Annotated in this window: 13 protein-coding genes; 5 read left to right on the top strand and 8 right to left on the bottom strand. The window is 33.9% G+C overall.

The window, feature by feature from the left end; genetic code table 11:
* Positions 1-10: 10 nt before the first annotated feature.
* Positions 11-2,059, top strand: coding sequence for a pitrilysin family protein (locus CHB81_RS16955; RefSeq protein WP_176427540.1), 2,049 nt, complete (start codon positions 11-13; stop codon positions 2,057-2,059).
* A 390-nt stretch (positions 2,060-2,449) separates the two neighbouring features.
* On the opposite strand, the gene CHB81_RS16950 is transcribed toward CHB81_RS16955, so the two are convergent.
* Positions 2,450-3,316 carry a DMT family transporter gene (locus CHB81_RS16950; RefSeq protein WP_089353037.1) on the bottom strand — a complete coding sequence of 289 codons (867 nt, stop codon included), beginning with the start codon at positions 3,314-3,316 and terminating at the stop codon, positions 2,450-2,452.
* 101 nt (positions 3,317-3,417) lie between these two features.
* Between CHB81_RS16950 and CHB81_RS16945 the strand changes: the two genes are divergently transcribed.
* Both CHB81_RS16945 and CHB81_RS16940 read left to right on the top strand, forming a co-directional pair.
* Entirely contained in the window at positions 3,418-3,795 is a 378-nt protein-coding gene (locus tag CHB81_RS16945) for a heavy-metal-associated domain-containing protein (RefSeq protein ID WP_089353036.1), read from the top strand.
* A gap of 125 nt (positions 3,796-3,920) precedes the next feature.
* Positions 3,921-4,382: a VOC family protein gene (locus tag CHB81_RS16940; RefSeq protein WP_089353128.1), complete on the top strand. Its 462-nt coding sequence runs from the start codon at positions 3,921-3,923 to the stop codon at positions 4,380-4,382.
* Between the two features lie 81 nt (positions 4,383-4,463).
* Here the strand turns inward: CHB81_RS16940 and gldD are convergent, their stop codons facing one another.
* The 4 genes from gldD to mutY are packed head-to-tail and all read right to left on the bottom strand — an operon-like array spanning position 4,464 to position 7,869.
* Entirely contained in the window at positions 4,464-5,024 is a 561-nt protein-coding gene (gene gldD / locus CHB81_RS16935; protein WP_089353035.1) for a gliding motility lipoprotein GldD, read from the bottom strand.
* Position 5,025: 1 nt separating this feature from the next.
* A complete protein-coding gene (locus CHB81_RS16930) occupies positions 5,026-6,321 on the bottom strand; it encodes a gliding motility-associated protein GldE (RefSeq protein WP_089353034.1) in 1,296 nt (431 codons plus the stop codon).
* A gap of 23 nt (positions 6,322-6,344) precedes the next feature.
* Entirely contained in the window at positions 6,345-6,785 is a 441-nt protein-coding gene (locus CHB81_RS16925) for a single-stranded DNA-binding protein (protein ID WP_089353033.1), read from the bottom strand.
* Between the two features lie 37 nt (positions 6,786-6,822).
* The gene (gene mutY, locus CHB81_RS16920) at positions 6,823-7,869 is read right to left on the bottom strand and encodes an A/G-specific adenine glycosylase (protein WP_089353032.1); all 1,047 of its coding nucleotides are present in this window, start codon (positions 7,867-7,869) and stop codon (positions 6,823-6,825) included.
* Positions 7,870-8,009: 140 nt separating this feature from the next.
* On the opposite strand from mutY, the gene CHB81_RS16915 reads away from it, so the two are divergent.
* Entirely contained in the window at positions 8,010-8,300 is a 291-nt protein-coding gene (locus CHB81_RS16915; protein ID WP_007805026.1) for an HU family DNA-binding protein, read from the top strand.
* Positions 8,301-8,695: 395 nt separating this feature from the next.
* The gene (locus tag CHB81_RS16910; protein ID WP_089353031.1) at positions 8,696-10,240 is read left to right on the top strand and encodes a ribonuclease E/G; all 1,545 of its coding nucleotides are present in this window, start codon (positions 8,696-8,698) and stop codon (positions 10,238-10,240) included.
* A gap of 302 nt (positions 10,241-10,542) precedes the next feature.
* Here CHB81_RS16910 and CHB81_RS16905 read toward each other — a convergent pair whose 3' ends face one another.
* The 3 genes from CHB81_RS16905 to pbpC form a co-directional block, all read right to left on the bottom strand.
* Positions 10,543-11,115: a Crp/Fnr family transcriptional regulator gene (locus tag CHB81_RS16905; RefSeq protein ID WP_089353030.1), complete on the bottom strand. Its 573-nt coding sequence runs from the start codon at positions 11,113-11,115 to the stop codon at positions 10,543-10,545.
* Positions 11,116-11,162: 47 nt separating this feature from the next.
* On the bottom strand, positions 11,163-11,387 hold the full coding sequence (locus CHB81_RS16900) for a DUF2798 domain-containing protein (protein WP_089353029.1): 225 nt from the start codon (positions 11,385-11,387) through the stop codon (positions 11,163-11,165).
* A 118-nt stretch (positions 11,388-11,505) separates the two neighbouring features.
* The gene (gene pbpC / locus CHB81_RS16895; RefSeq protein WP_089353028.1) at positions 11,506-13,881 is read right to left on the bottom strand and encodes a penicillin-binding protein 1C; all 2,376 of its coding nucleotides are present in this window, start codon (positions 13,879-13,881) and stop codon (positions 11,506-11,508) included.
* Positions 13,882-14,025 lie beyond the last annotated feature (144 nt).

Genomic DNA, 14,025 nt, shown 5'->3' with positions numbered 1-14,025 from the left:
CTATCGAATCATGAAAAAATTACATACATTTTTAATCCTTTTATTCCTGACTGGAATTATGCAAGCACAAGATCGTCCACAACCAAAACCAGGCGCTTCGCCAGTAGTCAACATCAAAAAACCACAGACTTTTGTATTGGCAAACGGTATGAAGGTTTTGGTAGTTGAAAATCACAAATTACCAAGAGTTAGTTTCAATCTTACCTTAGACAACGCTCCTTTTACAGAAGGAAACAAAAAAGGTGTTGATGAATTAACCAGCAGTTTAATTGGTAACGGAACTAAAAAAACCGCTAAAGAAGCCTTTAATGAAGAGATTGATTTTTATGGTGCAAACATCAATTTCACCTCTTCTGGCGCTTATGCAAGTTCACTTTCTAAATATTCAGGACGTGTTTTAGAGCTTTTAGCCGAAGGCGCTTTACAACCTAATTTTACACAAGCTGAGTTTGATAAAGAAAAAGCTAAACTAATTGAAGGACTTAAAGCCGATGAAAAAAGCGTTCCTGCAATTGCAAATCGTGTAGTTGACGTTTTAGCTTTTGGAAAAAACAATCCATCTGGAGAATATCTTTCTGAAGAAACCGTAAAAAACGTTACTCTTGCTGATGTTCAGGCAAATTATGCAACTTATTTTGTTCCTGAAAATGCTTATCTAGTAGTCATTGGAGATATTAAATTTAAAGAAACAAAAGCAGCAGTAGAAAAACTTTTTGGCGGATGGAAAAAACAAGCTGCTCCAAAAAATACATATCCAAATCCAGAGAACGTTTCTAAACTTCAAATTGATTTTGTTGATGTTCCAAATGCAGTTCAATCTGAAATTTCATTAGTAAATACGGTAAATTTAAAAATGAGTGATCCTGATTTTTTCCCTGCTGTAATTGCAAATCAGATTCTTGGAGGAGATTTCAACAGTTACTTAAACATGAATTTACGCGAGCAACATGCGTGGACATATGGCGCAAGTTCAAGTATTGGAACCGGAAAATACACGACTAAATTCAAAGCTTCATCTGCCGTTAGAAATACCGTTACAGATAGCGCAGTAGTTCAATTTATAAAAGAAATTAAAAGAATCAGAACTGAAAAAGTTTCTGAAGATGTATTGAAAAATGTAAAAGCCGGATATATTGGACGATTTGTAATGCAGGTTGAAAAACCGCAAACTGTTGCCCGATACGCCTTAAACATCGAAACAGAAAAACTTCCTGCTGATTTCTACGAAAAATACATTCAAACTATAAACAACGTTACCGCAGACGATATTAATCGTGTAGCCAACAAATATTTCTTATTAGATAATATGAGAATTGTAATTGTTGGAAAAGGTACTGATGTTATTCCTGGTTTAGAAAAAACACAAATTCCTATTTACTATTTTGACAGATACGGAAACCCAGTTGAAAAACCTGCAACTTCAAAAGAAGTTCCTGCGGGAGTTACAGCAAAAACTGTTTTCGAAAATTATCTAAAAGCAATTGGCGGAGAAAAAGCCGTTTCTACTGTAAAAACATTGGCGATGAACGGAACAACAACGATTCCACAAGCTCCAACTCCTTTAACTTTTACTTCTAAATTAGATTCAAAAGGAAAAATGATGGTTTCTCTGGCAATGGGAACTATGAATTTAATGAAACAAGTTGTTAACGATAAAGGTGCTTATATAGAACAACAAGGACAACGCAAAAATCTTGAAGGCGATGATCTTAAAGAAATGAAAGCAAACGCAGCTCCTTTTGAAGAATTACAACTGGTAAAAAGAACAGATTTGAAAGTTGAAAAAATCGAACCAATAAATGGCAGCGATGCATATGCGATAAAAGACGGTAAAACTACTTATTTCTACGACGTTAAATCTGGCTTAAAAGTAGCAGAATCTAAAGTTCGTGAGCAAGGTGGAAAATCAGCAACACAAATCACAAACTTCAATGACTACAAAGAAGTAAAAGGTATAAAAGTTCCTTTTAATCTGGTTCAGAATGTAGGCTTTGAATTAGATATTAAAATGTCTGATATCAAGATCAACGAAGGAGTTTCTGACGCAGATTTTTTATAGGAAGGTTTGTAGAAAGGTTCAAAGTTTCAAAGACTCAGAGGTTCAAAGATTCTGAATCGCTGAGTTGCCAGGACTTCTAAAAGCTTTGTCAAAGTTTAAAACTTTGACAAAGCTTTTTTTTATGTATTTTTTTTGTCAATTTCGACCGAAGGGAGAAATCGTACGCGTAACTCCGCACAGAATTGGGTTTACATTGCGAATGATGGATTGATCCCGAAGCTTCGGGATGAGAGGAAATCCTTTAGTGTCCGCCACGGCAAACACAAAAGATTGAAACGGATTGCTTCGCCAGTTCGCACTTTCAGGCTCGGGTGCGGGATTAGCTCCTAAAAAATATTAGAATCCGAAATGATATTTCACAAAAACCATTTCATATTTCACAACCAAAAACTACTTTTTAGCCGATAAATAAACTCCAATCAAAATAATAAAAGCTCCAAAAAACTGAATTGGCGTGAGCATTTCGTTGTCTAATAATCCCCAGAAAAATGCAACTATCGGAATTAAATATGTCACCGATGTTGCAAATACAGGTGATGACATTTGTATTAGTTTAAAAAACAAAACATTCGCAATTCCGGTTCCCAAAACACCTAAAATCATCACGAAGAAAATAGAATGTTGTGTAGCATCAAAACTGATTCTTTGCGGAATATCTGTTGTGCTTAAAATGATTAATGCAGGCAGAAGCAGAACAGCAAAGTTTCCTGTTGTGATACTAACTGAATTCAAATCAGACAAATATTTCTTGATTAAATTGACGTTTATAGCATAACAAAGCGTAGCAATTACGACCAGAATAACATAATAATAATTTTGCCCCGGATGTGATGAAGCTCCGCTTAAAACCAATAACAAACAACCAACTAAACCCACAAAAACTCCCAGAACTTGTCTTCTTTGAAATTGGATTCCAAATATAAGAATTCCTAAAATCAGTGTGTTCAAAGGTGTAAGTGAATTTAAAATAGCGACTATCGAACTATCAACTTCGGTTTCGGCAATAGCAAAAAGATAGGCTGGAGTAAAAGTTCCAAAAAGCGAAGTTATGGCAACAAATTTCCATTGGCGACGCGAAATTTTCTTCAAACTTTTAAAACCTACAATCAATAAAAACAGGGCTGCAAAAATAATTCGGAATGAACCTACCTGAACGGCAGTTAAACCCACTAATCCTCTTTTGATAAGAATAAAAGAACTCCCCCAAATTAGCGAAAGAACCAATAAATAAGTCCACTTTAATTGTTTTGCATCCATAAATACTATTTTGATGCAAATTTGTACTATTTTCATGAACTAACCTCTTGTTTTTTGCTAATTTTGCAATCAACATTTTTTGATAACTAAAATCATATACAATGAAATTTACAAAAATCGTAGCATCATTAGCAATTGCAGGCTTAGTATTCGTAAGCTGCAAAAAAGAAGAAGATAAAAATTTGGCGAATATAAAACCCGTAGCAGACGTTTCAAAAGAACACAAAGCAATTGCAGCCGAAAATGTGCAAACTGCAAGTTTCGAAATCGAAGGAATGACTTGTGCAATGGGATGTGCAAAAACAATCGAAAAAGAATTATCAAACCTTGACGGAGTTGAAAAAGCAACTGTTGATTTTGATAAAAAAACAGCTACTGTTGTATTTGACAAAACAATTCAAAACCAAGAGAACCTAACTAAAACGGTTCAGGCAACTGGAGACGGAAAAACTTATAAAGTTTCGAATATAAAGTCGTAGTCCGAAAAAAAGATTCACAACAAATATATTTTAACAGTAGTAAACTCAAGCTTACTACTGTTTTTTTTTGCGAATGGTTTTCAAAACTTTATTTTAGCCTATAATAACATATGCAAACAAAAACAATGGACCTTAAATTTAGTCACATCGATATTTTAGTCAACGATCTACAAGTAGCCTGCGACTATTATGCTAAAATTCTTGGAGCAGAAATATCCAAAAAATTTATCTGGCAAAGAGACGAACTCCATGTTACATATGCCGTTGTGAGAATGGGACAAGAGAGATTTATGCTTGTTCAGCCCTTTTCCGGAAATTTAAAAACGTTATTAGACACAAAAGGCGAAGGAACTATTTATCGACATTGCTATTCAACTCCTGATATTGAAGCTGCTTTTGACGAATTGGTAGCTTCGGGCGCTCAGCCAGAAGACGAAAACGGAAATCCTTTATCAAAAGAAAGCCTTAATTCCCCAAGTGGAGTTAGAATTATTTGGCTTCCAAAACGTTTTGGAGAATTCTCGATTGAGATACTAGAAGAAGCAGGACTTCAGGATTTTATTACCGACGCTTTTTCGGCTTCTTAAAATAAGAATTAGAGGATTTAATCCTTTATCAAACATAAAAAAGGCACTGAAAATTGAATGCCTTTTTATGTTTTTATTTTTCTATTTCCATTTCAGGGTTTCCATAATCCTTTGCATATCATTTTTGATATAACTCGCCGCTGGCATAACGGAGTCAAAATTAGGTTTAGCATAAAAGTAAACCGATCCTGTTATAAAGTGTTTCGTACTATCTGTTACGTAAAATTGCGAGTTTGTAGCCGCATTTCCATCAACTTGGTAAAACATTCCATAAACCTTTTTTTGCGGGTTTAAATATGGCTGTTCTAATATATCATCAGCCTTAATAACGTGTTCGTAAGTTAATTTCTGAGCATCTTTAAGCAACTTCTCAATATCTCCATTCACTGGTTTATACGTCAAATAAATAGTTGCTTTCATTTTAGGATATGTAATTGCAAAACCACAGTCTTTTTCTCCTTTAATAACTGCATTTTCGTTCATTTCGAAACTAAACGGACAATTGTTTTCAAAATTAGCATATTTGGCTTCCGGATAATCTAATCGCAGAAAACTTGCCGGTTTTGGCACCACATCATCTTTACAACTCAAAACCGTTAATGTTAGTAAAACTGTCGCTATCGAAAGTATTCTTTTAAGCATTTTAATCTATTGTTACTTTTATTTGTTTTATACGCTTTTTATCAACTGTTTCTATTGTAAATATGCAGTTTTCAAAAGCTACTTTTTGATCTTTTTTAGGAAAATTACCCAGAATTTCCAGAATAAAACCTGCTAATGTTTCGGCTTCTCCTTTATGTGATTCAAAAGCATCTTCGTCAACATCAATGATTCTGTAGAAATCCTTCATGTTGATTTTCCCTTCAAAAAGAAAATTTCTTTCGTCGATTTGAGAAAAATTCAAATTCTCATCATCAAACTCATCACTTATATCTCCAACAATTTCCTCGATTACATCTTCTAACGAAACTAAACCTGATGTTCCCCCATATTCATCCACCACAATTGCCAAATGGCTTTTAAGGCTCTGAAAATCCTTCAACAAATTGTCTAATTTTTTATTCTCAGGGACAAAAAATGCTTCACGCATCAAGGTTGTCCAGTCAAATTCTTCTTTATCAATATGAGGTAATAAATCCTTCACGAATAAAACTCCTTCTATCTGATCTATATTATCACGATAAACAGGAATTCTCGAAAACCCCTTATCAATTATTTTCGGATAAATCGAAGCGAATGATTCTGATATTTCTAAGGCAAAAATATCAATCCTCGGACTCATAACCTGCTTTGTATCTGTGTTTCCAAAAGAAACAATTCCTTCTAATATTTTTTGCTCCTCGCTTGATGTTCCTTCAGAATCTGTTAATTCTAAAGCCTGAGAAAGCTGATTTATCGAAAAACTATTCTTTTGTTTCCCTAATTTATTCTGCAAATAAAGCGTAACACTTCGCATTGGCAAACTTATAGGTGAAAGTAATTTATCTAAAACTGCGATTGGATAAGCAACGCGTTTTGCAAACTTTATATTGTTTCGGCTGGCATAAACTTTAGGTAAAACCTCTCCGAATAACAAAATCAGAAAAGTAACTAAAATTACTTCCAGGATAAATTTCAAAACAGGCGAAGATATTTGTTCAAAGATATTTTGCCCAATAAAGGAGAACAAAATAACTACTCCAATATTCAGGAAATTATTAGCAACAAGCAATGTTGCAAGCAATTTTTTTGGTTTATCTAAAAGATTTGAAATGATTTTTCCTTTCGGAAGATTCTCATTTAAAGCATCATCGATGTCTTTTTGAGATAGTGAAAAAAGCGCCACTTCGGCACCTGAAACGATTGCCGACAGAAACAGCAAAATAAATATTCCGACAAAACCAATAATTAAATTGATGTCTAGTGTGGTATTAAAAAGTAAACTGGGCTCTGGGTCCAAATTAAAAAAGATTAGTTAAACAATCAAAAAGGCAAGTCATTAATAGGCAATCCTTCGTTAGACGCGTCAAAGTTAGTACTTTTTGTGGATTCTGAATCGTGATTTGGTTTATGATTTCCAGTTTCTTTTTTGGTTGTCAGGAAAGTAAACTCGGTAACCTGAATTTCTGTGGTATATTTAGTAGTACCGTCTTCAGCTTGCCACTGACGTGATTTTATACGTCCTTCAACATATATTTTATCTCCTTTAGACAAATATTTTTCACAAATTTCAGCCGCTTTATTGCGCACAACTAAATTATGCCATTCTGTTGAAGTTATTTTTTCGTTAGTCGTTTTATTAATATAAACTTCATTTGTCGCCAATTGAAAACGCCCGATGCAATTCCCTCCATCAAAATAATGCATTTTTACATCATCACCTAAATGTCCAATTAGCATCACTTTATTTAATGTTCCGTTCATAGTTTTGTAGTAGTATTTCCCTCAAAGATACATTTTTTTAGCAATTTATTTCTTGCTTTTCGATAAAATTATAAATCACAATAGGAAAAGGAAATTTCTTCAAATCAGTGGTATTCAAACCGTTATCAATTTTTTCGTTAATTTTAACTTTCCAGAACTGAATATGAAGATGTTGATGCGAAAGTTTATGAATTACAGCCGTTTCATTACACTCTTCTATACCTACTATAGTATAGGTAGAAAAAAGATCGTTTTGAATTGCATTTGAAACAAAATCAAAACCAACAATTTCACTCGTCTCCAGAAGAGGAAACTCATATAAGTTATGCCAGATCCCTTTCGCTGTTCTCTTCTGAATTAAAGTATTCCCTAAAACATCTTCGAAAATCAAATAATTAAAGAATCGATTTGTCACTTTTACCTTTTTAGATTTCACAGGTAAAACCGAAACTTTCTTCTTTTGCAAAGCAAGACAGCTATCATTAAAAACGCAAACCGAACAATCAGGACTTTTAGGAACGCATTGCAAAGCACCAAATTCCATTATCGCCTGATTAAAAACCGCAGGACTATCTTTTGGCATTAATTCATAAGCCAGCTCCGCAAATTCTTTTTTGGTTGCAGGTGCGGCAATATCAGATTCTATATTAAAATAACGAGAAAGTACTCTAAATACATTTCCGTCTACAACAGGAACTGCTTCATTATAAGAAAAAGAGGCAATTGCTGCAGCGGTATATTCACCGACACCTTTCAATTTTAATAAGTCTTTATAGTTAGTCGGAAAAATTCCATTGAGCTCATTTGCGACATATTGAGACGTTTTATACAAATTTCTGGCGCGAGAATAATACCCTAATCCCTGCCAAAGTTTCAAAACTTGCTCTTCTGAGGCATTTGCCAAATCAAAAACAGTAGGAAATTCCTCCGTAAAAGCGAAAAAATATGGCATTCCTTGCGCAACTCGAGTCTGTTGTAACATAATTTCTGAGAGCCAAATATGGTAAGGATTGGTCGTTTTACGCCACGGCAAATCACGTTTGTTTTGTAAATACCATTTTATCAATATGTTAGAAAAATTCATCGCAAAATACTTAGAATACAAAAGTAAATGTTTATGTAATTAAAATTTAACGAATTAGCTTGATTAATTATTTTTTTAATTCCTATATTTGCAAACTCAAAAAAATAGTACACCATTTATAAAATAAAATAGGAAAGAAAATGACGAAAGCAGATATCGTAGCGAAAATTTCAGAGAAACTAGGTCTTGAAAAAGGAGATGTTCAAGCAACAGTAGAAACTTTTATGGAAGAAGTTAAAACTTCATTAGAAACTGGAGACAATGTTTACCTAAGAGGATTTGGTAGTTTTATTGTAAAAACCAGAGCTGAAAAAACAGGTAGAAACATTTCTAAAAACACCACTATCAAAATTCCAGCACACAACATTCCTGCGTTTAAACCTGCAAAAGTTTTTGTAGAAGGAGTAAAGACGAATAACGAAGCAAAATAATACTATTAATTAATCATAAAATCGACACGATATGCCAAGTGGTAAAAAAAGAAAGAGACATAAGGTAGCTACTCACAAACGTAAGAAAAGAGCGAGAGCTAACCGTCACAAAAAGAAAAAGTAGTTTTAAACTACTTTTTTCTTTTTAACGTTCATTGAAATTGAAAAAAAGATGAAAGAGAAAAGGAAATAAAATATAGACGTAAAAAATCTATCCTCTCTATTCTATTCTCTATTAATCTTATTTTCCCCGGGTTCAATACCTGTTAAAAAATATTGTTTAATCCATCTGTAGATAAGATTTTAGATCTTAGATTTTAGATTTTAGATTTTTTTTAATCTATGCTCTTCTATCTATACTCTATTTTCTGAAAAAACAGATAAAAATTTACAGTGTGAATAAAGAATTAATCATTAGATCTAGTTCTGAAGCCGTAGATTTTGCCTTATTAAAAGATGGAAAACTAATTGAATTACACAAGGAAGAAGAGAAAAGCAACTTTCAGGTTGGTGATATTTTTATTGCCAAAATACGAAAACCCGTTGCTGGACTTAACGCTGCTTTTGTGAATGTAGGCTTCGAAAAAGATGCCTTTTTACATTATCACGATTTAGGACCTAACTTAGCTTCCCAACTGAAATTCATAAAACTTGTAAGCGCAGGTAAATTAAAAGATTTCTCCCTAAAAACCTTTCAGTTTGAAAAAGAGATTGACAAAGATGGCATCATTACTGATATTTTAAGTGCCAATCAATCTGTTTTAGTTCAAGTTGTAAAAGAACCTATATCGACCAAAGGTCCAAGAATAAGCGCTGAGCTTTCATTGGCAGGAAGATTTATTGTTCTCGTTCCGTTTTCTGACCGTGTTTCTATTTCACAAAAAATAGAAGACAAAAAGGAAAAGGATCGTCTAAAAAAACTTGTTCTATCGATCAAACCTAAAGGATTTGGTGTTATTGTTCGCACAGTAGCCGAAGGCAAAAACGTAGCCGAATTAGAAAAAGATTTGCAGAACCTGCTTGGCAGATGGACTGCAATGTGTAAAAAATTACCAACTGCTCATCATCCCTCAAAAGTATTAGGAGAACTCAACAGAGCTTCTTCAATATTAAGAGATGTATTCAACGATACCTTTAGCGGTATACAAATAGATGACGAAGAGTTGTACCATCAAACGAAGGAATATCTGCAAGAAATTGCACCTTCAAAACAATCGATTGTTAAGTTTTATCAATCAAATGACACTCCAATTTTCGAGAAATACAATATAGAGAGACAAATCAAAACTTCTTTTGGACGAACAGTTTCCATGAGTAAAGGCGCATATCTTATTATAGAACACACTGAAGCTCTTCACGTTATAGACGTAAACAGCGGAAACCGTTCAAATAAGGCGACCAACCAGGAAGACACCGCCATGGAAGTAAATATGATTGCTGCCGCTGAAATTGCCAGACAACTTCGTTTGCGTGATATGGGCGGAATAATCGTAGTTGATTTTATCGATATGTCTAATCCTGAAAACAGGAAGGTCCTGTTCGACTTCTTGCGAGAAGAAATGAGCGACGATAAAGCAAAGCATAAAATCTTACCGCCTAGTAAATTTGGTTTAGTTCAAATTACAAGACAACGCGTGAGACCCGAAGTTAATATTAAAACTAGAGAAGAAGATCCAAACAATGAGCATGGCGAAATTGAAGCGCCAATTTTAATCATTGATAAAATCACCTCTGATTTAGAAAGAATTTTAAAAACCCACAATAAAGTTGTACTAAACACACATCCGTTTGTGGCTGCATACCTCAGTAAAGGTTTTCCATCATTACGTTCAAAATGGTTTTTTGAACATAAGAAATGGGTGAAAATCATACCTCGTGACGCTTACACGTACTTAGAATACCATTTCTATGATAAAAAAGGAAATGTTATTTCAGAATAAAAAATCAAAACCGCCTCTCGAAAGATTGGCGGTTTTTTTATGCTTTTTTTGCCACGAATTGCACGAATGAACACGAATTATTTTTAAGTTTTAATTCGTAAATTACTTCGTCTATTCGCTATCGCTCGGGTCATGGCTATTTTTTAGGAGCTATTTCCAGCTATGCGCTTGTATCTTTTCATCCGCAAAAAAGCGGATAAAAAGGATACCGCTTCTATTTGGGCTAGGCAGCAGTTTCCATAAGTAATTTTATCTTTTACAAGATCTTTTTAGAAATGTAATTTGTTTGAATAAAGTAAAAATTAGTAGCGTTTAGATTTTAATCTACTCAATGTTTCTTGTGAAATATTCAGGTAAGTTGCTACGATTCTGTTTGGTAAACGCTGAATTATTTTCGGATTTATATCCATCAACTGTTTATATCTTTCTGTTGCATCAAGAGTTAAGAAAGACATCAACCTATTAGTATTCGTTACATAGGCGTGTTCTAAATAATCGCGATAAAATTTTTCCCATGCCGGAATATTTTCAAGTAGATAATAAAAATCCTGACTCGAAATATACAGTAATTCCGTTGGTTCTAACGCCTGAATAAATTCTAACGATGGCTCGTTTGAAATAAAACTACACAAAGCAGTGGCAAAATTATTTTCGAATGCTAAATATCGCGTTGCTTCTTGTCCGTTTTCGGTAATAAAATATATTCGCAAGCAACCTGAACCCACAAAAAAGCTTCTTTGATTCATTTGTCCCTGAAGCACTAATGACTCATTCTTTTCCACCTTTAACGGTTTAAAATAAGAAAGAATTAGGACTAACTCTTCATCTGTAACTGTTATAATGCTTTTAATGTAATTGCCGAGTTGCTCTTTCATTTATCAATTTCTAATAATTACGAATATACAAAAACCTATTCCGTAAATTATGATTTAGCGGTTGTTCTTTCAGCCAATTTCCTAGCATTCGGAATAATAATAAACGCTGCCAAATAAGCAACAGGTAACATAACACTCCAGGCTTTAAGGAATTTCAAAAACCAATCTTCCCCAAAACCATAATTACGCATTAGTCCAACAAAAGCCATAATTAACGTCATTGGAATCACAACAAACAATGTGTTGATGTACTTAAAATACTTTTTCTTCATTTTTAAATTTTGTTTAATAATTAATTCACTGCAAAGGTCTATAAACAAAAAAGTAAAAATTTTGATGTAAATCAAAAACGGTTATTTAGGCTAAATTATATTCCATTTCAAAAAAGTATTACTCCCTGATAATTTCAATTTTTCTCCTAATTTCATTCCCAAAAGCATCGACAACCGTTATATAATGGGTTCCTGAAGTTGGCGCAATTGGTAATTCATGAAATGTTTTTGTAGTAGCTTTATAAACATTATCAACGTACCAAAACAATTCCCGATCACGTTCTGAGTACGCCACTTTAAGAATCACAGGCTGAACTTCGCTATTAAAATTCTTCGTTAAATAGATTTTACTATTCGTTTTTGGGTAAATAAAATCCATATTGACTGATTGTGTCCCCTGACAATCTTCCTTAAAAGGCGGCAAAGGCAAGTATTCAATATGCTGACTTTTGTAATACCAAGCCATAACCGGCGGCAAAACAAACCAATTTTTAGTCACTATATTATCAATGCTTTCGCAACTGCTATTCACCTGAAATTTTTCTGTTTTATCTAAATGTACCGTTTTATGATACAGGCAAACTACAGTCGATTTTCCTTTTTTAGAAACCCATTGCTTGATTTTCGGACAACCTTCTTTTGCCAGATAACCACTTAAACGACAAACCTCAACTTCTTCTAAATCTTTATAAGGCGTCTGAAACCATTTTTGTCTCGGTAACAAATTAAAAACATCAAATAAAATTGGCGCAGCACTTGTAACTCCTGTCAAAGTAGGTCTCCCCTCACCTGTTGCATTTCCCACCCAAACTCCAACCACATATTTAGAATTTGTTCCAATTGCCCAGGCATCACGATTTCCAAAACTGGTTCCTGTTTTCCAGGCAATTTTTAATGAACTGTCATAAAACTTCCAGGCTTCGTCTCCTTCCGGCCTATTAACTTCTTCCATTGCATTATATGTCAACCAAATTGAACCTGCACCTACAATATTTTTCTGATCCGTTTCAGAGCCAAAATCAGACTCAAAATCATTTTTATAATTCAGTTCTGTAAATTCATTTGTTCGATATTTTGCCTGATTTTTAGCATAATAATTTAGCGTAGAAGACAAATTTGCATACGTTCGGCATAAATCCCACAAATTACTTTCGGCACCGCCCAAAATAAGCGACAATCCGTAATGATCCGGTGTTTTATTAATATCTCTTAATTTGAATTTCTGCAATTCCTCATAAAATTTATTCACGCCAAAATCCTGCAGCATCAAAACAGCTGGAATATTCAAAGATCGTGATAAAGCCCGATGAGCAGGAACCGCACCGTCAAACGTGAGATTGAAATTTTGCGGTGTATAACCTGCAATTTGTGTTGGAATATCCGCAACTAAAGTATTCGGCAATATTTCGCCATCATCAAGCATTCCGGCATATAACAGCGGTTTCAAGATACTTCCTGTGCTTCTTGGAGCATCAATAATATCAACATCTTTTTGATGATCTTTATCTGTTGGCGCATTACCCACATAACTCATGACGTTTCTGTTCGAAACATCAATCACCAAAATCGCCAGATTGTTTACCTCATTTTGTTTATACTGATTGTAATAATATCTCGCAATTTGATTGACTCTGTTTTGTAAAGCATAATCAATTGTCGTTTTTACTCGCGTTCCTTCTTCATTTTTAGCCACTCTTTGCAATAAATGAGGTGCAATTTGAGGTAAATCATAAGGTTTTTGAGGTAAAGGTTCTTCAACCGAAAGTTCGTATGTCTGTTGGTCAATTACCTTTTCTTGACGAAGTTTTAATAAAAGTCGGTTGCGTTTGCTCAGTAATTTTATCTGATTCTTTCCCGGATAAATCAAACTAGGCGCATTGGGCAAAACCGCCAAAGTTGCATTTTCAGCCCAAGATAATTGATTTGATTGTACGCCAAAATAACGCCACGAAGCCATTTCTAACCCAACAACATTTCCTCCAAATGGTGCGTGAGAAGCATATAATTCGAGAATTTCATCTTTAGAATATCCCAATTCTAATCTAGTTGCCAGAATAATTTCTATGATTTTTTCAAAGTAAGTTCTTCTTTTTCCTTTTCGGGATAAACGGATAACTTGCTGTGTCAATGTACTTCCTCCTCTGACTACTTTTCCTGCTTTTCTGTTTTGCTTGATCGCATTTACCATCGCAACCGGATTAAATCCCAGATGTTTATAGAAATATTCGTCTTCAAAATAAACAATACATTTCTTGAATTTATCAGGCACACTGTCTTGTGCAGGAAAACGCCATTGTCCGTCATGAGCAATTTTTGCTCCTAATAATTCGCCTTCTTTGCTTTCAATCACCGTAGAATAAGGCTCCTGAAACAAAGTTCGAGGCAATGAGAAATAATAAATCAGCAAGAGCAGAAATGCAATTGCTGATTTTATTTTATTCTTTTTTATCCAATTTATAATGCGTTGTGAGAACGCTATTAATTTATTTTTCAATTTAATCTTACTTATTTTTTCGTATCCTAACAGGTTTCCAAAACCTGTTAGGTATCTTTTGGAAATTTGCTATTTAAATATAATCCTTTTCTAATCTTACTTAACAATACCTAACAGGTTTTCAAAACCTGTTAGGATACGTAA

Origin of the sequence: Flavobacterium sp. ov086 (assembly GCF_900187965.1) — a bacterium.
Lineage (GTDB): Bacteria > Bacteroidota > Bacteroidia > Flavobacteriales > Flavobacteriaceae > Flavobacterium.
The sequence above is the reverse complement of the archived record's forward strand: the minus strand, read 5'-3'. Positions and strand labels throughout refer to the sequence as shown.